Here is a 22,366-nt window from a genome sequence, read left to right on the forward strand (position 1 = left end):
TAATTATGGACAAGTTGGCTTATATTTGGTCTCTGCCTCGGATGCATAAGCGTCTGATCAGTTTGGCTATTGATACTTTATTGATCACCTTCTCTTTCTTTCTCGCCTTGGCGGCGCGAACGGGAGAGGTCTCTTTTTCGGTTTCAGGGCCAACTTGGTTAACGCTGCTTGGCACCTTAACCGTAACGCTAATCGCCTTTACCAAACTGGGGTTGTATCGCGCGGTATTGCGTTACCTAACTTTCCATGCGTTAACGGTCGTTGTGATTGGTGCGGTGATCTCCGCACTTTCTATCACCAGCTTTGCCTACTATTTTGATGCCGCGGTGCCGCGTACGGTGCCTGTCATCTATATGACATTCCTCGCTATTCTCTGTGGCGGGGCGCGCATGTTGGTGCGCTCACTCATTGTGCAGGCTAGCCGTAAAGGCTCTGAACGGGTATTGATTTTTGGCGCGGGCAGCACAGGGCGGCAGCTCGCCATCGCGTTAAGAAATGCGGAATCGTATCAAGTACAAGGCTTTATTGATAATGATCCATCATTAGCAAATACCATCATTCAAGGGATTAACGTTTACTCGCCAAGCAGTGTTGATCAACTGGTCGAAAGGCAAGGCATAGAAAAGATTTTGCTTGCTACGCCGCGTGCTTCTCGCTCGGAACGTAAAACCATCATCGATTCTTTGTTGCACCTTCCAGTAGAAGTGCTCACCGTGCCTGATTTCAACGATATCGTCAACGGCAATGCCACAGTCGATGAGCTGAAAGATGTCGCGATTGAAGATCTGCTTGGCCGCGATCCGGTCGCACCCAACCCAGATCTGATGAAAGCCAACATCCAAGGTAAAGTGGTAATGGTGACTGGCGCGGGGGGGTCTATCGGCTCAGAGCTTTGTCGGCAAATCGTCAGGCAAAAACCTAAATCACTGGTTCTTTTTGAGCTGTCTGAATTTGGCCTTTATCAAATTGATAAAGAGCTTTCCAATCTGGTTGAAACAGAAAAGCTTAACGTCGAGATCATCCCACTGTTGGGTTCAGTGCAACGCATTAACCGTGTCAGCACCACCATGCGTGCCTTTGGGGTACAAACGGTGTACCACGCGGCCGCGTATAAACACGTGCCACTAGTGGAATACAATGTGGTCGAAGGGGTGCGTAACAACGTATTTGGCACCTATTACACTGCCAAAGCGGCGATTGAGGCAGGGGTAGAGTCCTTTGTGCTTATCTCAACCGACAAAGCAGTACGCCCAACCAATGTGATGGGTACCTCAAAACGAATGGCTGAGTTGGGCTTGCAAGCCCTAGCGCAGCAAGAGAACAGCAAACCCAATGGTACGCGTTTTTGCATGGTGCGTTTTGGCAATGTGCTTGGTTCATCCGGCTCTGTGATTCCTCTCTTCAAACGTCAGATTGAAGAGGGCAAAGCGATCACCGTGACACATCCAGATATTATTCGCTACTTTATGACCATACCAGAGGCAGCTCAGTTGGTGATTCAGGCAGGCGCAATGGGTAAAGGTGGCGATGTCTTTGTCTTGGATATGGGCCAACCAGTAAAAATCGTTGATCTGGCGAAAAACTTAATCCGCCTCTCTGGGCTTGAAGTTAAATCGCCTTCTAACCCGAACGGCGATATTGAGATTAAATTCACCGGCCTTCGCCCAGGCGAAAAGCTCTATGAAGAGTTATTGATTGGCGATAACGTTGAAGGCACAGAGCATGAACGCATTATGACGGCCAACGAGCAGTTCTTGCCGCTAGAGCAGTTTAATCACATTCTCGAAGATCTTGATTTAGCATGCCACCATTTTGACCATGAGGCGATTCGCCAAATCCTGCTGGAAACGCCAACAGGCTTTAACCCAACCGATGGTATCGGCGATCTCGTCTGGAACGCGAAGAAGAAACTCAAAGCGTCTCAGGCTAAAGTCGTTGAAATGAAGGTAACGGCGTAGGACGAAAAGAAGGTTTCTAGGGGCTAGGTACTAGGAAGAGCGGGGAAGGGCGAAGAGCGGTTAAGAGCGGTCCTGCTTTTCCGCTTTTTCTTTTCCTAGTAATCTAGCCCCTAGAAAACTCGTCCCTTCTTTATCCGCTCTTGCTCTTCCTAGCAATCTAGCCTCTATCAATCTCGCTCCTGCCTTTCCGCCTTTGCCTTCCCCAGGACCAAGGGCCCAGAACCCAGGACCTTCTCTTCCGCCCTTGCTCTTCCTAGCAATCTCGCTCCTGCTTTTCTGCCCTTCCTAGTCCCTGCTCTTTCCTAGGACCTAGGGCCTGCTTTTTCCTAGTCCCTGCCTTTCCTAGGGCCTGCTTTTCTGCCCTGCCTCGAAAATTTCCAACAATTTGCGCTCAAGTAAAAGCGAATATGCTAGCGTTTTCCTATCTTAATTGGCGACTAAGGCAAAGGAAATGCAAATACTTCATCATGGCGGTAAAGATACCGTTACAGGCTCTTGTCATGAGCTGCGCGCAGATGGCATGGCGCTATTAATCGATTGTGGCCTGTTTCAGGGCAAAGAGTCGGCGCAGGCTGAATTAAATTTCTCCGTAGAGCATATTGATGCGCTGATTGTCACTCATGCGCATATCGATCACATCGGTCGCATTCCGTGGCTACTTGCCGCTGGCTTTCGCGGGCCAATCTACTGTACTCCAGCCAGTGCAGAGCTGATCCCACTGATGTTAGAAGATGGCCTTAAGTTACAGTTGGGCCTTAATCACCAACAAATACAGCAAATTTTACACGCCGTTAAACAGCGTTTGCGTCCATTGGGCTATGGTGAATGGCTCACACTCTCTGCGCAGAGAAACACGGAGGCTTCGCTTGAGCTGCGCTTTCAACCCGCTGGGCATATTTTGGGTTCGGCCTACGTTGAAATTCGCTTAGCCAGTGGTGAAGTGGTGGTGTTTTCTGGTGACTTAGGCCCGAGTAATACGCCGCTCTTGCCCGATCCGCAACCGCCAGAGCGGGCCGATTATCTGGTGATAGAGAGCACCTATGGCAACCGCAATCATGATGATGTTGCAGGCCGAGCGGAAACGCTGCGCAAAATCATTCAACGCTCTTTAGCCGATGGCGGCACCATTTTAATCCCGGCTTTTAGTGTTGGCCGTACCCAAGAGCTGCTGTTTGACCTTGAGCGCCTGATTTATGAGCATAAAATTGCCGCCGATTTGCCCGTCATCCTAGACTCACCGATGGCCCAGCAAGTGACGCAATCTTATCGGCACTTTAAAACCTTATGGGGTGAGGAAGCAAAGCAACGTCTGGAGATGCATCGCCATCCGCTAGCGTTTGATCAATGTATTCAGATTAGCGATTACCGCACTCATCAAGCGTTAGTCAACCGTTTGGCTTCAACCGGGGACGCGGCGATTGTGGTGGCCGCTTCGGGAATGTGTCAGGGCGGGCGGATTGTCGACTATTTGAAAGCGCTGCTGAGCGATGAACGCACCGATGTGATTTTTGCAGGCTATCAGGCCGAGGGAACGCTCGGGCGTAGCATTGCTCAAGGTGAAAAAAACCTCTGCATTGATGGCGAGGAGGTCGAAGTAAACGCCAGTATCCACGTGATGTCGGGCTACTCTGCCCATGCGGATCAATCTGAGTTGCTGGCTTTTATCCATGGCATTGGCCAAGCTCCGCAAGAAATTCATCTCATCCACGGCGAGCCAAGCAGCAAGCAAGCCTTTGCGCAAGCACTGAATGCTACGGGTTACGCGGGGGTTGTGAGGTTGTAGGAAAAGAAGGTTGATAGGGAAGAGCAGGTTTCTAGGGACTAGGAAAAGCGGTTAAGAGCGGTCCTGTGGCCCTGAAAAGCGGTTCTGGGAAGGGCAAGAGCGGCCCTGGTTCCTGGGCGAGAAAGGGCAAAAGCGGGGAAAAGCGGCCCTGGTTCCTAGGTCGCTAGGTTCTAGGAACAGCAGGTTGCTAGGTTCTAGGTTTCTAGGGACTAGGAAGAGCGGTTAAGAGCGGACCTATGGCCCTATGGTCCTGAAGAGCAGGGCGCTAGGTTCTAGGGAAGAGCAGGAAGAGCAGGTTTCTAGGGACTAGTTTTCTAGGGACTAGGAAGAGCGGTTAAGAGCGGTCCTATGGCCCTATGGTCCTGAAGAGCAGGGAAGAGCAGGGAATAGCAGGGGAAAGCGTTCCTTCTCTTCCGCTCTTGCTCTTCCTAGCAATCTAGTCCCTATCAATCTCGTCCCTTCTTTTTCCGCTCTTGCTCTTCCCAGGACCAAGGGCCCAGAACCTAGTACCCTCTCTTCCGCTTTTTCTTTCCCCAGGACCACAGGACCATTTCTTCCGTTCCTTCTTTTCCGCCCTTGCTCTTCCTAGTAATCTAGCCCCTAGAAAACTCGTCCCTTCTTTATCCGCCCTTGCTCTTCCTCGTCCCTTCCCTGCCTTCTTGTCTCTTTAAAGATACGCTGCTATAGTTCCTTGACCACGTTGAGTTCGAGGCGGGAATGCCAGAAATTGACGCCCTATTGGGCCTTTCATTTTGCTTGTACTTCTTTGATAACAAACAGCATAAATTACCGCATATCCACGTGAAATACGGTAGTTACGAGTTAATTATTGCTATTGAAACGGGGGAGTGTTTAGAAGGTTATTTACCCAACAAACAACGCAAACGTGCTGAGAACCACATTTTCGAACATCGAGAGCAATTGATGATTATGTGGCATAAAGCGGTGAATGGGGAAAACCCTGGTAAGTTAGGTGATTTATGTTGAAAGTTATCGATGTCGATTATATCTCAGAGCATACCTTAGCGCTGACATTCAATGATGGCTACCAAGGCCACGCCGATTTGTCGGTGTACTTTTCTAAAAAGCCGTTTTCAGAAGTGAAGGACTTTAAGCGCTTTTCTTTGACAGGTGATGGTTCTTTGAACTGGAGCGGTATCGAGCTATCTGCGGCGACACTTCGTGATATTACCAAAGGGTCGCAGAAACCCGTTGAGTTCGGTTTTAATGTCCAAGAAATGGAAGCTGTCATCAAACAAGCCTCATGGGAATCCATGATGGAAGGGCGTCCAGATATTCTACAAGCGGCTATTCGCTCTTATGTAGAACAGTTTGGTCATGGCCAAGTTATTGAAAAAGCAGGCATAAAGAGCCGTACCAGTGCGTATCGCTCCTTGAAGCCAGAAACGACGCCAAACTTTGGCACATTGGTTCAATTAGGGCACGCAGTGATTGAGCTGGCCAAGGAGCGTACCACTACAGGGGGCTAGGGAAAGAAGGTCGCTAGGGACTAGGTTCTAGGGAAGAGTAGGAAGAGCAGGAAGAGCAGGAAGAGCAGGAAGAGCAGGAAGAGCAGACCTGTGGCCCTCGAAAAGCGGTCCTGGGAAGGGCAAGAGCGGCCCTAGTTCCTGGGCGAGAAAGGGCAAAAGCGGGGAAAAGCGGCCCTGGTTCCTAGGTCGCTAGGTTCTAGGAAGAGCGGTTAAGAGCGGTCCTGTGGCCCTCGAAAAGCGGTCCTGGGAAGGGCAAGAGCGGCCCTAGTTCCTGGGCGAGAAAGAGCAGGTTGCTAGGTTCTAGGGAAAAGCGGTCCTTCTCTTCCGCTTCTGCTCTTCCTAGCAATCTAGTCCCTGTTAATCTTGTCCCTTCTTTTTCCGCTCTTGCTCTTCCCAGGACCAAGGACCCAGAACCTAGGCCCCTCTCTTCCGCCCTTGCTCTTCCTAGTCCCTGCTCTTCCCTAGGAACTAGGACCTGTTTTTCCTAGGACCTTCTCTTCCGCTCTTCCTTGCCCTTCCTCCCATTTTTTCCTTTGGGGATGGCCGTGAGGGGCGAAACTGCATACACTGTTTGCCATCACGTTTTCACATCAGACTTTACATGAAAAATCACTTCCCTCAGCCGCTTCAAAAACTCTTAGGCATGGTGACTGAGCAAAAAACCTTTGAGCAACTGACACGCGATGAACTGGCTTACCTTGCAGAGCCTACCACGCTACTGTTTGCTTTGCCGTTTGGCATGACTATGCCGGATGAAGCGGCCGAGGCGTATAGCGATACCTTTCTGCCTTACTTCGACTTTATGGCCAACGAATTGCGCATCCAACTGCGTAATGGCGACGCGCTGGAGATGCTGCCCATTCTCAACAGCTGTTTGCTTGATCTGCTTGAAGGCGGGGAGATTAATCTGCAGATGGCTTACAGCATGGTCAAAGTGCTTAAGTCACACCAATTGTCGATTGAGCCCGCAGTGATTGACACACTTGCCGAGCTGCAAATGCAAAAGCAAGAGCAAGAGCAGCCAAACAATGTGCCAAGCCTACCTGTAGACCCTCAGAAAATGTTGGACCAGATGGCCGAGCAGATTACTCAGCAAGGGATTGACAGTGGCTTTACGTTTTGCCAAATGATCAGCGATGAGCTGGCGGTTTATCCCATTGATGGGGTGAAAGTCTTACTTGCCTGTTTTCTCAAGCAAAAGTGGATTGTGGACGCGCTGTTGCTGCTCACTTTGCACAAAGAGTCAGAGATTGCCAACGTTGCAGCAGAACGGTTGAATGACGTCGCCGATAAGCAGTGGAAGTTTTTAACCAATCGCAACTACCTGTTGTTGGTACAGCGTTTTGCCGATGAAAAGGTCAAGGCTCATTTACCTAAGTGGAACCGCCTTGCGATGCAACATGCCAAACAAAGCCAGCCGAGCCAAGTGGTGGAGCTGTATGTTTCTTTTGCTGATGGCCAGCACTCCACGCTGTTTCTTGCGCTGGTGCAAGATGCCGATGGCAAAAGTTTGCACCAAGTAGGCGGGGTATTTCGGCTTGGCTACGGCTTGGTCGATAGCTACTTTATCCCCCATATTGATCGTCACCAATTTCAACACATGGTCGAAACAATAAAAGGTGAAGTGGGTGCTATCCCGTGTGACCCGCTCTTGCTGCGTCATCTACTCCCTTGGGCGTTGCACGAGCAGCAATCCAGCCCGGAGCGTATGTCGGTCGATACCTTGCAGATTCTGGCTTTGCTGCCCAACGCGTGGAGTGAGCCGCAGGCGTTTAACTTAGATCACATCGCTGAAATCTGTCACTTTGAAACGCAAAAGACGGATTGGCGAGATAATGAACGCAAAGTGAGCAAAATGTTGCTCAATACACCGATGTTCAAAACTTGGCTGGTGCACGACATTGACCCAATGTTGACTAAAGCGCGCCAAGTGCGTGACCACTGCTATTTGGCCCAGCCACAGCGCTATATCGAAGCGCTCTCTCATGCCGCTTTACTGGCGCATTTTTCTCTGCTGCCGCCAAATTTTTTGATAGCTCCGGCTAACAGCTATCTCGCCTGTGCGTTTTTGCTCCAAGAGGGCGGATTAGGTCGAAAAACCTTCCCGCTGTTTGATTGGCTGGCTGAAGCGAGCTTGCATGAGAGCCAGCAAGATCAGCAACTGGATAAGATCTTCTGTGAACTTGCGGAGCCTACTGGCTATGTACTCAAAGTACAGTTGATGGATAGCAAACCGAAAGTGTGGCGTCGTTTTACGGTCTCGAGCAGTATCGACATGCACTCGCTGCACAACCTGCTGCAAGATGTGATGGGTTGGGATAACTACCATGCGTACACCTTTGCCACCAAACTTGGCCACATTGATGATTCGCCAGAAAGTCCGTTGCCTGCCGATGAGATTCCGTTGATGGCCGTGCTGCGCAATGAAGGGGATAGCATGGGCTATGTCTATGATTTTGGTGATCATTGGCAACACTCCGTTGTCTTAGAAAAAATCAACAAGCGCGATTGCTGGCAACCCAAAGTCACCGCCGGGAGCGGCGAATGCCCACCAGAAGATTGCGGCGGTATGTGGGGATACAACGCATTATTAGAGGCAGCAGCCAAAACTGAGCGCACTCAAGAAGAACAAGAGCAGCTGGAGTGGTACGGCATGGAAGAGGGCTGGGACGCTAAAGCTTTTGATAAAAATGAGGTTAATGAGTTGTTGAGGTTTGAGTAGGAAGAGAAGGGGCTAGGGGCTAGGAAAAGAAGGTTTCGAGGGACTAGGAAAAGAAGGTTTCTAGGTTGCTAGGTTTCTAGGTTTCTAGGTTCTAGGACCTGCTCTTCCTAGGACCATTTCTTCCGCTCTTGCTCTTTCTAGCCCGTCCTCTTTATGGATGATAATCTATCGCTTAAATACCCAACATGTGAACACCGACGATGCCTGCGAATGATCTGCTGGACAACATAGAACAACTGGCGCAAAAAAATACCGATATTGCGGCTATTTGGTTGTACGGTTCGCGAGCGCAAGATAGAGCCCGGCGAGATAGTGATTATGATCTGGCGATTGCCTTTCATGATTTTTCGCTTGATCCTCTCGCGCGGTATGCGCGTCCTCACAGTTTGGCGCTCGATTGGGCTGCGGCATTGCAGTTGCCCGAGCAACAAGTCTCTTTGGTAGATATCAATCAAATCCCTATTTATCTGGCCTATCAAATTATAGAAACAGGGCAACTCATATATAGCGATGGCAGTGCACGAGCATGGCAAGAGATAACACGCATCAATAGCCTATTTGAATACCAACAGCGCGAGGCGAAGCGATGAAATATCATGAAACAGCAGGATTGCAGCTCTATTTAACCGAAGCGACAAAACACAAGCAGGACTATTGTCAGCAGCTTGATGAGTTGCGTGCAGAGTTAGCGCAAGGTGAACTGCGTCGGCGTGATTATTTAGCGATTGAACGTTTGTTGCAGATATTGACCGAATTATCCATTGGGCTAGCCAAGCACTGTTTAAAAAAATGTCAGCAGCAAGCGGCAGCAGACGCTTATCAAACCTTTGCGCAACTTCACCTGCATGGGCTGATAACCGCCGATGAGCTGGTGCAGTGGCGGCAGATTATTGGCATGCGTAATGGTTTGGTGCACGATTATTTAAATATCGATATCAATATTGTCCGTTCAATCGTTGCGCAAGGGCGCTATCACGTTTTAGCTGCATTTTGCGATAAAGCCATCGAATTTTTGCGTCGTTAAAAGCGGGGAAGAGAAGGTTTCTAGGGACTAGGAAAAGAAGGTTGCTAGGGAAAGAAGGTCGCTAGGGAAAGAAGGTCGCTAGGTTTCTAGGTTTCTAGGTTCTAGGTAAGAGCAGGAAGAGCAGGGCGTTAGTATTCTAGGTACTAGGTACTAGGTACTAGGTGCTAGGTTCTAGGTTCTAGGAAAGAGCGGTCCTGGTTCCTAGGTTGCTAGGTTCTAGGGAAGAGCAGGTTTCTAGGGACTAGGTAAGAGCAGGAAAAGCAAGACCATTTTTTCCGCCCTTGCTCTTCCTAGCAATCTATTCCCTATCAATCTCGTCCCTGCTTTATCCGCCCTTGCTTTTCCGCCTTTGTCTTTCCCCAGGACCAAGGGCCCAGGACCCAGAACCTTCTCTTCCGCCCTTGCTTTTCCCAAGGACCTAGCCCCTGCTCTTCCCTAGCACCTAGTCCCTGCTCTTCCTAGCCCCTTCTCTTCCGCTCTTCCGCCCCTACTCCGTCATTAACTGCATGAGCAATTCTGGGTTGAGTTGCTCGGCGGTGGATTGGCCGGACAAAACCTTGTCAGCCAAGTCGCGTTTTTCACTGTGCAGTTGGATGATTTTTTCTTCTACCGTGTTGACGGTGACCAAGCGATAGACGGTGACGGGTTTGGTTTGTCCCATACGATAAGCCCGATCACTCGCTTGATCTTCTACCGCTGGGTTCCACCATGGGTCAAGGTGGATCACGGTATCCGCTTCGGTGAGGTTGAGCCCTGAACCGCCCGCTTTCAGGCTGATCAAAAACAAGTTGTGTTCGCCAGATTTAAACGCGTTGATCGCACTTTGTCGTTTCTTGCTGGTGGATTGCCCATCCAGGTAAGAAAAATCGACCCCGTGTTGGTTTAACTGCTGGCCGAAGCGTTTGAGCAACTGAACAAATTGGCTAAACACCAGGATCTTGTGTCCGCCCTCAAGGGCGTCTTCGACCAGTTGCAACGCCTCTTTCTGTTTGCTGCTGGTGTCGGTGAGGTGCTCAAACACTAAGCCTGGGTCGCAACACACTTGGCGCAAACGCGTTAAGCTGGCGAACAGCGAAATGGTGGAATGAGTGCCGCCGTCACTCAGGTTTTCTAACGCTTCTTTACGCACTGCTTCATAGGCATTGCGCTCTTTACTGGTCAGCTCAACATGATGGACGAGCTCTGTTTTTTCCGGTAGTTCAGTGAGCACCTCTTGTTTGAGACGACGCAAAATAAAGGGGCTGACTAAAGCGCGCAGTCGCAGCAGGTCGTCTTCATTTTTGCTGGCTTGCGCGTATTTGCTTTTGAACTGTTTTAAAGAGCCGAGCAAGCCCGGGTTTAAAAAGGCGAACTGGCTCCAAAGCTCCACCAAATGGTTTTCCACTGGGGTGCCTGAGAGGGTTATGCGCCGCTGCGCGTTTATCTCAAACAACACTTTAGCGCGTTCGGCATTGGGGTTTTTGATCTGCTGCGCTTCATCCAAGACGACGGTTTGCCACTCGGTGGCTTGCAAGGCATCGGCTAGGCGAGTCACTAACCCGTAGCTGAGTACGATCACTTCACCGGCGCGAGCGTTGGCTAAGGTTTGCTGGCGATCGGCGCAGCTCTCTAAATCAATCACGGTTAACTGCGGCGTGAAGCGCTGGCTCTCTTGACGCCAGTTGAGTAAGACCGATTTGGGGCAGACCACTAAGCTTGGGCCTTGCGCTTGAAAATGGCTCAGCAGGGTTAATGCTTGCAGTGTTTTGCCAAGGCCCATATCGTCGGCTAAGCAGACGCCAAACCCATTGTGCAGCAAATGCGCCGCCCAGAGGACGCCGCTGCGTTGATAATCGCGCAGTGGTTCAAGCAGCGCTTCATCTAACGTGATGGGTTGTGACCATGCCTGTTGTAGCGCTTGCCAACCGTGATCGCTTTGCACCGACATGGTTTCGATCAGCTTTTGTAGCGGGTAGGCGAGTTGGCGGTTTACCGAGAGATTGTCATCTAACACGCTGTCTAAGAAATGCAACTGTTTACGCAGCGCATCGCTGACTAACAGGGTGAGGTTCTGCTGTTCTAAGGTAATAAATCCTGTGCGTCGCGCTTCAAGCAGACGTTTGAGATCCAACACTTGCGCGCCATCAAAATGCACATCCCCTGACACTTGAAACCAATTTTCCTGTTGGCGTATCGCTAGGCCCACATCTTGTGAGCGCAGTTGTTTGACTCGTTTGCTGGCTTGATGCCAGTGGATGGTGACCTCTTCAAGCTGTTCTAGAGCGTCGAGTAGTTGCGGCAGTTGTTGGCTAGGCACGCTGTAGCGGTGGCTTTTACACGCCTTTAAACCGAGTGTTTTGGCAATGGCTTTGGCTTGCTGCCGCTCCTGAGCAAGATCGCGGCGATACCAGATCTTCCCTTGCTGATAGAGCCAGAGTGTGCCTTGTCCCGAGCCAATACGGGTGCATTGGTCCAGTGATTGGTGTTCAATCGCCAGTTCCAATTTCCCTTCACCAAGCTTGAGCCACAAGTGTGGCGTGGTGTCCCATTCTCCTAGGGTAATGTTGCCGCGCGCTTCACTGATAAAGTACCAGTTGACATTATCGCCCAAGCGTTCGATCAACGCATCGGCCTGTTCAATCGCTACCGCGGGCATTTGTCCGGCGAGCGTAAAAAAGCGTTCGACGTGTTCGGGAATCGAATAGAAAGAGTAGATCCCTTCCGTGCGTGGCTTTAGGCAAGCTTGCGACTGCTTGGTTACCTTGGGATGGCATTGCAATGCGAGCTGTCCTTTTTCTTCCTCTAGCACCACCAAGGCCGGTTCTGCGACCAAACTGATCGGCTCCCCAACTGAGTTAAACACGCTGTTACTTTGTGACAGCAGCATGAGTAATGTGGGGTTGAGCTTAAAGGTGTCGCTCCAATAATCATGGCGGCTTTGCAAGTGTTCGGCAATCGCCAGATCAATGCTGGTCAACGAGAGGTGGTTGTCGTAAAGCAGCGTGTGTGGGGCGATTTTTCTCCCTATGCTCCAGCCTTTTTTGCCCCGTTTCTGTAACTTGACCATCAAGGTCTCTTGCTCGCTGATCACCCAGGCTAAGCGCTCATCTTGCTGCTCTTTCGGATCGCGCAAGGTGGTGGTCACTTCACTGATCCACATTTGCCATGCGTCGGGTTTATCAATAAAGCGGCCTTGATCCGTTTCTTCGTCGGTCAAATAGGCAAAGAGACGTTGCGCCATATGCGCGAGGTTAAACTGAGCTGGTGCCTTGCTGCTATCCAGTGGCTCAGCCAGCGGGTGATTGGCCAAGGTGGTGAAAAAAGCTCGCAGTTCAGGACGTGTTTTGACTCGGCACATTTGCAGTAAGTCCAGCACTAATTGCCCCCAAGCAATACCTTGTGGGGTCTGCACTGACTCAAGCCACATCGGCGCATCGTAAAACAGTGTGACCAGCGTATCGTCACTCATCTGCAAATAGTCAAAGAGTTTTTGCCAATGGAAAAAGCCCAGCGGATTCTGGCTTGCCGCATCCAGCCCTTCAAGTTGCTCAATCCGCTCTGCGACTAACTCAGGGCGCAGGCATTGAATGATAAACAGATCGATTAACAGCGAGAGGCTGAGACGTGTGCGAGGATTGAGCGCAAAAAGACTCTCACGCTGGACCAGATAGTGTTCGTCAAGCGGCTCCAGAAAGTGTTTGGCCTTGCTTGGATTCGATGAAAACAGGCCCACATCTTGGCTCAGTTGAATGGGTAAGGTTCTTTTCACGAGACCAGACACCTTAGCATGCAAAGTGTCATAGGTGGCTGGTGAGGTGGCGGTGAGTAACATGCGCGGGTAGGTCGCGAGAAAATAATCTCCCGCACCTTGCGCAAATGGAATGGTCTTGACCAAGTACCAGAGTTGGTCGCTTTGCGTTAGCAGGTGAAAACCATCATTGATACTTTGTTCGATCAGTTCGGCATCCACCGACCAAAGATAGTGCGGTGCGAACCAAGAGGCGTACAGGCGTGCATAATGAGCGCCCGGTGCGCGTATGGCGGTGCGCAAGCCTTGACTTAATTGTTTTTGTGAGGTCATCTGACATGCAAATAGCGCAACGCACCATCCGTCGGCGGTCAGGTAAATAAACGTTTTGTCTTGATGCGTGCTAGCGCGGATCCAACCGGATTGTAGGCACTCTTCTCGCAGCGCGGCGAATTGCCCAGTGTGTTTTTCGCCGACGTAGTTAACGTAGGATAAATACGCATCATCCGCCTTGCGACTGACACTGACAATGATGGCGGCAAGAAAGTCGACTTGCCCCTCTTTTAATTGATTTGGCGTTGAAACAAAGTGCTGCACCTAGTTTTCCTATTTTCTCTAAGTATCTGGCTAGAAAATCAGTATCATTGCAGCTGTTGGCGTTTTTGTCATCTTAAAAGCAGGGAAGGGAAGAGAAGGTTGCTAGGTTTCTAGGAAAAGCGGTTAAGAGCGGTCCTGGGAAGGGCAAGAGCGGCCCTGGTTCCTGGGCGAGAAAGAGCAGGTTGCTAGGTTCTAGGAAAAGCGGTTAAGAGCGGTCCTGTGGCCCTCGAAAAGCGGTCCTGGGAAGGGCAAGAGCGGTCCTGGTTCCTAGGCGAGAAAGAGCAGGTTGCTAGGTTCTAGGTTTCTAGGTTCTAGGAAAAGCGGTTAAGAGCGGTCCTTCTCTTCCGCTTTTGCTTTTCCTAGGACCAAGGGCCCAGAACCCAGAACCTTCTCTTCAGCTCTTGCTTTTCCGCCCTTGCTCTTCCTAGTAATCTCGTCCCTAGAAAACTCGTCCCTTCTTTATCCGCCTTTGCTTTTCCTAGGACCAAGGGCCCAGAACCCAGAACCTTCTCTTCAGCTCTTGCTTTTCCGCCCTTGCTCTTCCTAGTAATCTCGTCCCTAGAAAACTCGTCCCTTCTTTATCCGCCTTTGCCTTTCCCAGGACCAAGGGCCCAGAACCCAGAACCTTCTCTTCAGCTCTTGTTTTTCCGCCTTTGCTCTTCCTAGCAATCTAGTCCCTAGCAAACTCGCTCTGCTTTCCTAGCCCCTTTTCCCCTGCACAACCACATAGTGCTCTCGGATAGTGTTCTGCATAACTGGCGTGAGATTATCCCAGACCAGCAAATCGACTCGAAAGGGCAGGCTGCTTTCTTCAAAGGCTTGTTGCAATTGATAGACCGCTAAATCTTGTGGTTTGTCGGCAAAAGCCACCAAATCTAAATCTGAGCGCGTATTGGCCGTGCCTTTCGCTCTTGAGCCAAATGCCCATACCAAGGTTTCCGGTAAGTACAGCGCTAACAGTTGAGCGACTTCCTTCGCTTGATCTTCCGTGATAGCAAGTTTAGGTTGCGTTACTTTTTCCATGCTTGACCGCTTAACGTTTGGTACAACAAAATGGCCTCGGTAACAAAATCATTCATTAATGCCAAGGCTTCATCGGCTTTTTCCCCGCTGTAATCATGCGACGTAGCCACTCGGGCTTTGGCATAGTGCATCCACCGTTCGATGCTACTGGGTAGCAACATGTTTTCATGAGCAAGGCGTAAAACCGGATTGGGCCCATTTGGCACTTCAGGCAAACCGATGTTTTCCGAAAGATAACGTTTGGTGATTTTCCAAAGGCTATCCCAACAGGTTTCAAAGCGTTGAATTATTGACTCCTTGACGGCTTCAATAATCCATGGCTCGGTTTCCTCTATCTGCAGTTGATTTAGCCGCTCATTTTGCTCTTGTAGCAGATGCAGTGAGCGTTCAAATTTATCAAATTGGATCATGAATTACTCCTTGATAGCTCAGCAAAAAGAGCAGGGAAAGCGGGGGAAGGGCGGGGAAGAGCAGGTTTCTAGGGACTAGGAAAAGAAGGTTGCTAGGTTCTAGGAAAAGCGGGGAAGAGCGGTCCTGGTTCCTAGGCGAGAAAGAGCAGGTTGCTAGGTTCTAGGTTTCTAGGTTCTAGGGAAAAGCAGGAAAGAGCGGTCCTTCTCTTCCGCTTTTGCTTTTCCTCGTAACCTAGCTTCTAGAAAACTCGTTTCCTGCTTTTTCTTTTCCTAGGACCAAGGGCCCAGGACATAGGTCCATTTCTTCCGCTTTTGCTTTCCCTCGTAACCTAGCTTCTAGAAAACTCGTTTCCTGCTTTTTCTTTTCCCAGGACCAAGGGCCCAGAACCTAGGTCCATTTCTTCCGCTTTTGCTTTCCCTCGTAACCTAGCTTCTAGAAAACTCGTTTCCTGCTTTTTCTTTTCCCAGGACCAAGAACCCAGGACCCAGAACCATTTTTCCGCCTTTGCTCTTCCTAGTAATCTAGTCCCTAGAAAACTCGTCCCTTCTTTATCCGCCTTTGCCTTTCCCAGGACCAAGGGCCCAGAACCCAGAACCTTCTCTTCAGCTCTTGTTTTTCCGCCCTTGCTCTTCCTAGCAATCTAGCCCCTAGCAAACTCGCTCTTGCTTTTCCTAGCCCCTGCCCTTCCTAGTCCCTGCTTTTCCGCCCTTCCTCACTCATACCCATTCGGGTTGTTGGACTGCCAGCGCCACGTATCGGCGACCATGGTCTCCAGCGAGCGCGTTGCTTTCCAGCCGAGTGCTTCGGCGGCGTAGGATGGGTCAGCCCAACATTCTGCGATGTCGCCAGCGCGGCGCGGTTTGATTTCATAGGCGATTGGGCGCTCGGCGGCTTTTTCAAAGGCGGCGACCATTTCCAACACGCTGTTGCCTTGCCCTGTGCCTAAGTTAAAAATGTGTAAGCCCGCTTGTTGGCCCACTTTATTCAGTGCCGCAAGGTGGCCATCGGCTAAGTCAACCACGTGGATGTAATCGCGCACGCCAGTGCCATCGGGTGTTGGGTAGTCGTTGCCAAACACGCCCAGTTTGTCACGTCGGCCCACCGCTACTTGGGCAACAAAAGGCAACAGGTTGTTGGGAATGCCTTGCGGATCTTCGCCAAGCAGGCCAGATTGATGTGCGCCTACAGGGTTAAAGTAGCGCAGCAAGGTGATGCTCCACCGTGGGTTGGCGTGGTGAAAATCTCGCAAGCACTCTTCCACCATCAGCTTACTGCGCCCGTAAGGGTTGGTGGCCGAGGTCGGGAAATCTTCGCGAATAGGCACCGAGGCAGGGTCACCGTACACCGTGGCCGACGAACTAAAGATGAGACTTTTGACTCCAGCTTTGTCCATTTCGCGCACCAGATTCAAGGTGCCAGAGACGTTGTTATCATAATACATCAGCGGTTTTTCCACCGACTCGCCCACCGCTTTCAGGCCAGCAAAGTGGATCACGCCATCAATGTGATGTTCAGTAAAGATGGTTTGTAGAATAGCGCTATCGCGGATATCGCCTTGATAAAAGGTCGGCCGCACGCCCGTGACTTGCTGAATACGATCCAGCACCAAAAGTTTACTGTTGTACAAATTGTCGAGAATAATTGGCGTCATGCCTGCTTCGATCATCTGAATACAGGTGTGGCTGCCGATATAGCCACTGCCTCCGGTGACAAGAATATTCATGCTGTTCCTCTGAAGTATTGTTTGCAAAATCTGAAGTATTATCTGCAAAATTTTTAGCCAAATTGACGGCGTTAGTTTACGCAAACTCGCCACAAAAAGCGATCTCCCTACCGCTGGCGAAGCCGTCTTGAATCGATCATGCCTTCGTCTTCCCTGTGTCACATTCGCTTGTTGAGATAAGCCAAGCTTGAGTAAAAACGAGCTTGGGCAAAACCTCATTCAGACAAAGCGGAGTGTCGTATGCAGATCACCGTTGTTGGGGCTGGCTATGTCGGGCTGGCCAATGCCGCGCTGCTAGCGCAGTACCACCATGTCACAGTGCTGGACTTAAACCCGCAGCGGGTAGCGCAAATTAACGCGCGGCAGTGCCCGATCATCGATCAAGATATTCAACGCTTTATGGCTTCTGGCTTACTCAACCTCACCGCGACGGTGGACGCGCCAAGTGCCTATCAAAACGCCGAGCTGGTGATTGTCGCCACGCCGACCGATTATGATCCGCGCAACAATGGCTTTGACACCTCTTCGGTAGAGTCGGTGATTGACGAGGTGCATCGCTATCGGCCACAAGCGCTGGTGGTGGTGCGCTCAACCGTGCCAGTCGGGTTTACCGAGCGTGTTCGCCGTGGTGAATCGGGCAAAAACGTGCTGTTTGCCCCGGAGTTTTTACGAGAAGGGCGCGCGTTGTACGACAGCCTTTACCCATCGCGCATCATTGTTGGCGAGCAAAGTGAGAGAGCAAGATGGGTCGCGGATCTGTTTGCGCAAGCGGCGGAAAAAAACGATGTTCCAGTGCTGCTGATAAACGCCACCGAAGCCGAGGCGGTCAAGCTCTTTTCCAACACCTATCTGGCCATGCGGGTGGCCTATTTCAATGAGCTGGATTCTTACGCCGAAGTGCATGGTTTGGATAGTCGACAAATCATTCAAGGTGTGGGGCTCGACCCGCGCATTGGTGACCACTACAACAACCCTTCCTTTGGCTATGGCGGCTATTGTCTCCCCAAGGATACTAAGCAATTGTTGGCCAACTATCGTGATGTCCCCAACTGCCTGATCAAAGCGATTGTTTCGGCCAATCGCACCCGTAAAGACTTTATCGCTGAGTCAATTTTAAAGCGTCATCCGCAAGTGGTGGGCATCTACCGCTTAATCATGAAAGCCAACTCCGACAATTTCCGTTTTTCTTCGGTGCAGGGGATCATGAAGCGGCTCAAAGCGCGCGGCATTGAGGTGGTGGTGTATGAGCCCGTGCTGGAAGAAGAGCGCTTTTTTAACTCGCCCGTAATGCGTGATTTAGCGCAGTTCAAAGCGAAGGCGGGGGTGATCGTCACCAATCGGATGGTGGAAGAGCTCAGCGATGTGGCGCATAAAGTCTATACGCGCGATCTGTTTGGTCAGGATTAGCCTCAGTGCTCTCTTCTAGAAGCAACAAAAAACCGACGTGCGTGACGTCGGTTTTTCATCTGCGTGTTCAATCTAGGATTGAAGTGAGCGCGTTGGACATTACGCTTTCATTTTTGCCGCCGCTTTCGCGATGGCAGCAAAGCTCTTCGCATCCAGAGAAGCACCGCCCACTAGCGCGCCATCGATGTCTGGCTGTGCAAAGTACGCTTCTGCGTTTTCTGGTTTTACAGAGCCGCCGTACTGGATGATCACTTGCTCAGCGACTGCCGCGTCTTTCTCTGCGATCAGGGCGCGGATAGAAGCGTGGATGCGCTGTGCGTCATCAGCAGTTGCTGCTTTACCTGTGCCGATAGCCCAGATTGGTTCGTAAGCGATGATCGCGCCGTTCAGAGCTTCAACGCCGTACGCGTCGATCACCGCGTTGATTTGACGTGCACAAACCGTTTCGGTTTCGCCCGCTTCGTTTTGCGCTTCAGTTTCACCGATACAGAACACAGGCTTCAGGCCGTTCTCTTTCAGGAAAGCAAATTTCTGCGCGACGAATTCGTCTGATTCGTTGTGGTATTCACGACGCTCAGAGTGGCCGATGATGATGTGCGTTGCACCGAAATCTTTCAGCATCGCTGGAGACATGTCGCCAGTGTATGCGCCGCTGTTGTGGATGTCAGTGTTCTGTGCACCAAGAATGATCTTGTTGCCGCCTTGCGCGATCAGACGCTCAGCCATATCCAAGTAAAGTGCTGGTGGAGCAACCGCAACGTCAACACCTTCAACGCCTTCTAGCTCAGCGTTAAGACCAGTTAGCAGCTCAGTTACCATTGCTTTGCTGCCGTTAAGTTTCCAGTTACCCATCACTACAGGACGACGCATAGGAATATCTCCATATCTTTTATTGGTTCAAGGTTTCACCTCTAAGCCGAGGTGAAGCGCATTTATGTAAAAAATCTACGTAGGAATATAACAGAATTATGTGGCCAGATCATGACTCGTGTCATTAGTTATGGCTTTCTCTCGCTTGGTCGGCGCTGCTTTATCCACTGATAAAATGGTTAAAAGCAATCGATTGGTGATCTGTCTGGCATAATGATAGTCAATCACTCGGCATTTTCCTTTCAGATTGCTATTTATGGGGGCAAATGCCAACCATGCCTCAAGGATAAAAGGAAAGGTCATGCCTCATTTAGTTTTAGAATATTCCAATTCGGTGGAAGAGCGCATCAATGTGCCCGGATTGTTGGAAGATCTGCACCAAATCGCGCTGGATTGCGGCTTGTTTGACAAACCTTCGGTGAAATCGCGTACGCTGCGCAGCCATCATTGGCTAGTGGGGGAAGAGGGTGATAGCGTGGATTTTATTCATGTCAGTTTTGATCTGCTTTCCGGTCGCAGTGAAGAGCAAAAACGCGAGCTTTCCCGCCAACTCATGGCGGTGTTGCAAGAGCAAGCCAGCCATGTGCGCAGCTTAACGGTCAATATCCGAGATATGGACAAAGCGTGCTTTCAGAAAGTGGTAAACTAAGCTGCCGCCGCTACTGACCGCGACTGAGAACAGCCTGCAAGCGATATCAGTTTCGAGTCTTATAAAAAGTAAAAGGCCCTGTTTGCGTTTCAGGGCCTAAGATTAATAGAAGTTTTTCGTTGTGAAGGGAATAATTTGCGCTTCACTGTGCGCTGGCTCTTTACCGTCACTTTCCAGTGCAGCACGAAATTTCACCATCTGTTTTGTCAGTTCATTCATTAACACCACGTTGGTGTGAACGGGGTTTTTGCAGCGGCTGATCACGCGATCAATATGGCTTTGCTGCGCCTCCAAGCGCTCGCGCATCGCTTCAGACGCGGACAGAATCATCTCTTTGCACATTTCCTGCTTAAACTGATTGAAAGCGGCCGGGTTTTCGGCGGCAAGAGTCATCATCTCATCGAATGACGGTAATCTCTGGTCCAGTTGTGGATATCCCATGGCGACTCTCCCTGTAACGATTGATGATAATTTAAACAGTAGCCATAAAATAAGCATAAATCAGAAATGAGAAAGTGGCGCAGGGATGTGGCAATGTCTTAGAAGTGAGACGAGAAGGAAGCGGTTAAGAGAAGGTTGCTAGGTTCTAGGTTCTAGGTTGCTAGGTTCTAGGTTCTAGGTTTCTAGGAAAGAGAAGGTTTCTAGGTGCTAGGTTTTTGCTTTTCCTAGGAGCTAGTCCCTGCTCTTCCTAGTCCCTGCTTACTATCCGATACGCGCAGCGGCGCCGGCCTTCGATAATGTGTTCCGTGCGCTCAATATGGCAGTGTTCACCAAGCAGCTTTTGAAAAACGTTGAGTTCAGATTGGCATAGAGCGGGGCAGCGGGTGGCGGCTCGGCAGATGGGGCAATGATTTTCGCTCAAAATAAAGCCTTCGTCGGTCTGCTCAAGCTCGGCCATATAGCCTTCTTCTTCGCGTATTTCCGTGAGCTTTTGCAGCTTGCTGTGCAGATCGCCGCAAGCGGCCAAGGCTTTTTGATACTGGATAAAAGTGCGATGCTCTCGCTCAGCGGCGACTTTGGCTAAACCATCTGAGCCAAACAAGCTCTCGACCACGTCGATCATCTGAATGGTGAGTTCGCTGTGGCGATCGGCAAACTGCTCGTGTCCTTTGAGTGTGAGAGACCAGTGCCGAGTCGGGCGGCCTACTTTGACTTTGACATCGTGAAAGCTGACGATGCCCGCCTCTTCCAACCCTTGCAGATGTTGTCTGGCCCCCATGGTGGTCATGCCAAACTCTTCTGCCAGTTGCTTGGCGGTCACCGAGCCCTCTCGCTTAATCGACTGGAGTATCCTGTCTATCGTTTTCATCTTGGCTTACAGACGCCCGTATCCTGAATGGTGCTTAAGTACAAATATTATGCGTCATAGGTTTAGTAAATAAAAGGGTTGATAAAGAACAGTGGGTAAGAGCAAGAGCGGTCCTGTGGTCCTGTGGCCCTGGAAAGGGCAAGAGCGGCCCTGGTTCCTGGGCAAGAAAGAAGGTTTCTAGGTTCTAGGAAAGGCAGGTTACGAGGTTTCTAGGTTTCTAGGCTCTAGATTCTTGCTCTTGCTCTTCCTAGGGCCTAGGACCTGCTCTTCCTAGTCCCTAGTCCCTAGCCCCTGCTCTTCCTAGTCCCTAGTCCCTAGCCCCTGCTCTTCCTTTAAAGAATAATCTGCTTGATCTCTTCGTCTTTGCGCTCTAAGTAATGGGTCGATTTGATCCGACGTATAGTGCGGCAGTGGCCACGAATCAATAAGGTTTCCGTGGTGGCGATATTGCCTTTACGGCTGATGCCTTCAAGTAGGTCGCCTTTGGTGATGCCCGTGGCGGAGAAAATGACGTTGTCGCTGCGCGCCATGTCATCCAGCTTCAGCACTTTATTCGCTTCCACACCCATTTCGCTGCAGCGCTCCAGTTCGAAAGCGGCAAAACGGCGGTTTTCTTCAGTATCGCCTTTTACGATATTTCGTGCCAATAGGCGGCCCTGCATATCGCCATCCAGCGCGCGAATCACCGCAGCAGACACGACGCCCTCTGGCGCGCCGCCAATGCAGTACATCACATCGACTTCGCTGTCTGGCATGCAGGTTAAGATAGACGCGGCGACATCGCCATCGGGCACGGCAAACACGCGCACGCCCATTTGCTGCATTTCAGCGATAACGGCATCGTGGCGTGGTTTGGCAAGGGTGATGACCACTAAGGTGTCGAGGGTTTTGCCTAGCGCCTTAGCGATGTTTTCTAAGTTCTCTTTTACTGGCTTGTTGAGGTCGATCACGCCTTTAGCGCCAGGGCCGACCACCAGTTTTTCCATATACATGTCGGGCGCTTTGAGGAAACTGCCTTTCTCACCTGCGGCTAACACCGCCAAAGCGTTCGATTGCCCCATGGCGGTCATGCGTGTGCCTTCGATAGGGTCGACCGCAATATCGACTTCATCGCCGCCTAAGCCAACGTTTTCGCCAATGTAGAGCATCGGTGCGTCGTCGATTTCGCCTTCGCCAATCACGATTTCGCCACTGATTTCGGTTTTGTTTAGCAAAGTGCGCATCACTTCAACTGCGGCGCCATCGGCGGCATTTTTGTCACCACGGCCAAGCCATTTATACCCCGCCAGAGCGGCGCCTTCCGTCACGCGGGAAAATGCCATTGCTAAATCGCGTTTCATGTTGTCTCCAAAAGTCAGAATCGAAGGAAGAGAAAAATTGGCGGCGATTCTAGCATAAAAAACAGGGAAAACGTTTGCGGGGATCAAAAAAGAGGGAAAGCTACGAGGTTGCGAGATTCTAGTTTGCAAGGAAAGAGCTGGAAGAGAAGGTTGCTAGGTGCTAGGAAAAGAAGGTTCTAGGTGCTAGGAAAAGAAGGTTCTAGGTACTAGAGCACCATATAGTTTAAATTTTAAGCAGCTAAACCCATCGCTATATGCAAGTTGGTAATGACTGCCGTTCTGTTTAAATCATATTCATTTAGCCGCAAGCCTCGGTACCTTGCTCTAGGACCT

At 50.6% G+C, this 22,366-nt stretch carries 17 protein-coding genes; 9 read left to right on the plus strand and 8 right to left on the minus strand.

Translation table 11 applies throughout. From position 1 onward, the window contains the following. Positions 1-5 precede the first annotated feature (5 nt). The 7 genes from UF06_RS22445 (at position 6) to UF06_RS22475 (ending at position 8,977) form a co-directional block, all read left to right on the plus strand. Entirely contained in the window at positions 6-1,958 is a 1,953-nt protein-coding gene (locus UF06_RS22445) for a nucleoside-diphosphate sugar epimerase/dehydratase (protein ID WP_045572451.1), read from the plus strand. A gap of 451 nt (positions 1,959-2,409) precedes the next feature. Beyond that, complete coding sequence (locus UF06_RS22450) at positions 2,410-3,741, plus strand: MBL fold metallo-hydrolase (RefSeq protein ID WP_045572452.1); 1,332 nt, start codon at positions 2,410-2,412, stop codon at positions 3,739-3,741. 717 nt (positions 3,742-4,458) lie between these two features. Next, positions 4,459-4,728: a DUF4160 domain-containing protein gene (locus UF06_RS22455; RefSeq protein WP_045572453.1), complete on the plus strand. Its 270-nt coding sequence runs from the start codon at positions 4,459-4,461 to the stop codon at positions 4,726-4,728. Then, a complete protein-coding gene (locus tag UF06_RS22460) occupies positions 4,722-5,231 on the plus strand; it encodes a DUF2442 domain-containing protein (protein WP_045572454.1) in 510 nt (169 codons plus the stop codon). The genes UF06_RS22455 and UF06_RS22460 overlap by 7 nt, the downstream gene beginning before the upstream one ends. A gap of 601 nt (positions 5,232-5,832) precedes the next feature. After that, positions 5,833-7,953 carry a plasmid pRiA4b ORF-3 family protein gene (locus UF06_RS23275; protein ID WP_052702615.1) on the plus strand — a complete coding sequence of 707 codons (2,121 nt, stop codon included), beginning with the start codon at positions 5,833-5,835 and terminating at the stop codon, positions 7,951-7,953. A gap of 200 nt (positions 7,954-8,153) precedes the next feature. Then, positions 8,154-8,543 (plus strand): nucleotidyltransferase domain-containing protein, encoded by a 390-nt coding sequence (locus tag UF06_RS22470; protein ID WP_045572455.1) that lies wholly within the window; start codon positions 8,154-8,156, stop codon positions 8,541-8,543. Then, positions 8,540-8,977, plus strand: coding sequence for a DUF86 domain-containing protein (locus UF06_RS22475; protein ID WP_045572456.1), 438 nt, complete (start codon positions 8,540-8,542; stop codon positions 8,975-8,977). The genes UF06_RS22470 and UF06_RS22475 overlap by 4 nt, the downstream gene beginning before the upstream one ends. A 487-nt stretch (positions 8,978-9,464) precedes the next feature. Here the strand turns inward: UF06_RS22475 and UF06_RS22485 are convergent, their stop codons facing one another. The 4 genes from UF06_RS22485 to galE all read right to left on the minus strand — a co-directional run bounded on the left by UF06_RS22485 (position 9,465) and on the right by galE (position 16,458). Beyond that, the gene (locus UF06_RS22485; protein WP_052702616.1) at positions 9,465-13,301 is read right to left on the minus strand and encodes a DEAD/DEAH box helicase; all 3,837 of its coding nucleotides are present in this window, start codon (positions 13,299-13,301) and stop codon (positions 9,465-9,467) included. Between the two features lie 699 nt (positions 13,302-14,000). Next, positions 14,001-14,324 carry a nucleotidyltransferase domain-containing protein gene (locus tag UF06_RS22490; RefSeq protein ID WP_045572458.1) on the minus strand — a complete coding sequence of 108 codons (324 nt, stop codon included), beginning with the start codon at positions 14,322-14,324 and terminating at the stop codon, positions 14,001-14,003. Beyond that, positions 14,312-14,734 (minus strand): nucleotidyltransferase substrate binding protein, encoded by a 423-nt coding sequence (locus UF06_RS22495; protein ID WP_045572459.1) that lies wholly within the window; start codon positions 14,732-14,734, stop codon positions 14,312-14,314. The genes UF06_RS22490 and UF06_RS22495 overlap by 13 nt, the downstream gene beginning before the upstream one ends. Before the next feature lie 713 nt (positions 14,735-15,447). Then, positions 15,448-16,458, minus strand: coding sequence for a UDP-glucose 4-epimerase GalE (gene galE / locus UF06_RS22505; protein ID WP_045572461.1), 1,011 nt, complete (start codon positions 16,456-16,458; stop codon positions 15,448-15,450). Positions 16,459-16,698: 240 nt separating this feature from the next. Between galE and UF06_RS22510 the strand changes: the two genes are divergently transcribed. After that, entirely contained in the window at positions 16,699-17,865 is a 1,167-nt protein-coding gene (locus UF06_RS22510) for a nucleotide sugar dehydrogenase (RefSeq protein WP_045572462.1), read from the plus strand. Positions 17,866-17,964: 99 nt separating this feature from the next. On the opposite strand, the gene tpiA is transcribed toward UF06_RS22510, so the two are convergent. Next, complete coding sequence (gene tpiA / locus UF06_RS22515; protein WP_045572463.1) at positions 17,965-18,735, minus strand: triose-phosphate isomerase; 771 nt, start codon at positions 18,733-18,735, stop codon at positions 17,965-17,967. Between the two features lie 301 nt (positions 18,736-19,036). Between tpiA and UF06_RS22525 the strand changes: the two genes are divergently transcribed. Continuing rightward, a complete protein-coding gene (locus UF06_RS22525; RefSeq protein ID WP_045572465.1) occupies positions 19,037-19,384 on the plus strand; it encodes a 5-carboxymethyl-2-hydroxymuconate Delta-isomerase in 348 nt (115 codons plus the stop codon). Between the two features lie 102 nt (positions 19,385-19,486). Here UF06_RS22525 and UF06_RS22530 read toward each other — a convergent pair whose 3' ends face one another. The 3 genes from UF06_RS22530 to glpX all read right to left on the minus strand — a co-directional run bounded on the left by UF06_RS22530 (position 19,487) and on the right by glpX (position 22,033). Continuing rightward, positions 19,487-19,825, minus strand: coding sequence for a DUF3135 domain-containing protein (locus UF06_RS22530; RefSeq protein WP_045572466.1), 339 nt, complete (start codon positions 19,823-19,825; stop codon positions 19,487-19,489). Positions 19,826-20,072: 247 nt separating this feature from the next. Next, complete coding sequence (locus UF06_RS22535; protein WP_045572467.1) at positions 20,073-20,693, minus strand: metalloregulator ArsR/SmtB family transcription factor; 621 nt, start codon at positions 20,691-20,693, stop codon at positions 20,073-20,075. Positions 20,694-21,025: 332 nt separating this feature from the next. Then, complete coding sequence (gene glpX, locus UF06_RS22540) at positions 21,026-22,033, minus strand: class II fructose-bisphosphatase (RefSeq protein ID WP_045572468.1); 1,008 nt, start codon at positions 22,031-22,033, stop codon at positions 21,026-21,028. Positions 22,034-22,366 lie beyond the last annotated feature (333 nt).

The sequence above is a fragment of the Vibrio sp. S234-5 genome, assembly GCF_000960595.1.
GTDB lineage: Bacteria > Pseudomonadota > Gammaproteobacteria > Enterobacterales > Vibrionaceae > Vibrio.